This is a genomic window from Dellaglioa sp. CoH-57-MRSF-16, from assembly GCF_056782055.1.
On the sequence record NZ_JBXAXZ010000150.1, the window covers coordinates 1 to 288 of the forward strand.

A 288-nucleotide genomic window follows, 5' to 3' on the forward strand; every position below is an offset into this window, starting at 1 on the left:
CAATCACTATCTGCGGTTCCAGCTGGCTACGACGGCGGCACCCGGCACGTTCACGGCGCTGATCACTGAGGTGCAGCTCGAACAGGGCCCATCCTATACGGGCTTCGAATTCAAGGACTTGTCGGTGATGGCGAATGAGTGCTTGTTCTATTATGAAGCCTTCCCGGGATCGCCATTTGCGTGGTCAGGTCAAGTTGGTAATACGCAAGTCCCACAAATGACAGTGCAGTACGCATATAAACGCGTAAATAACCCCACTCTAGTAGCCAGCAACGTCTCATCTTCAGG

The 288-nt window shown here is 53.1% G+C and carries 1 protein-coding gene; it reads left to right on the plus strand.

The features are described 5' to 3' along the window. The coding region (locus AC1RPH_RS08240) for a hypothetical protein (RefSeq protein WP_481762100.1) at positions 1-288 on the plus strand (288 nt) is incomplete at both ends.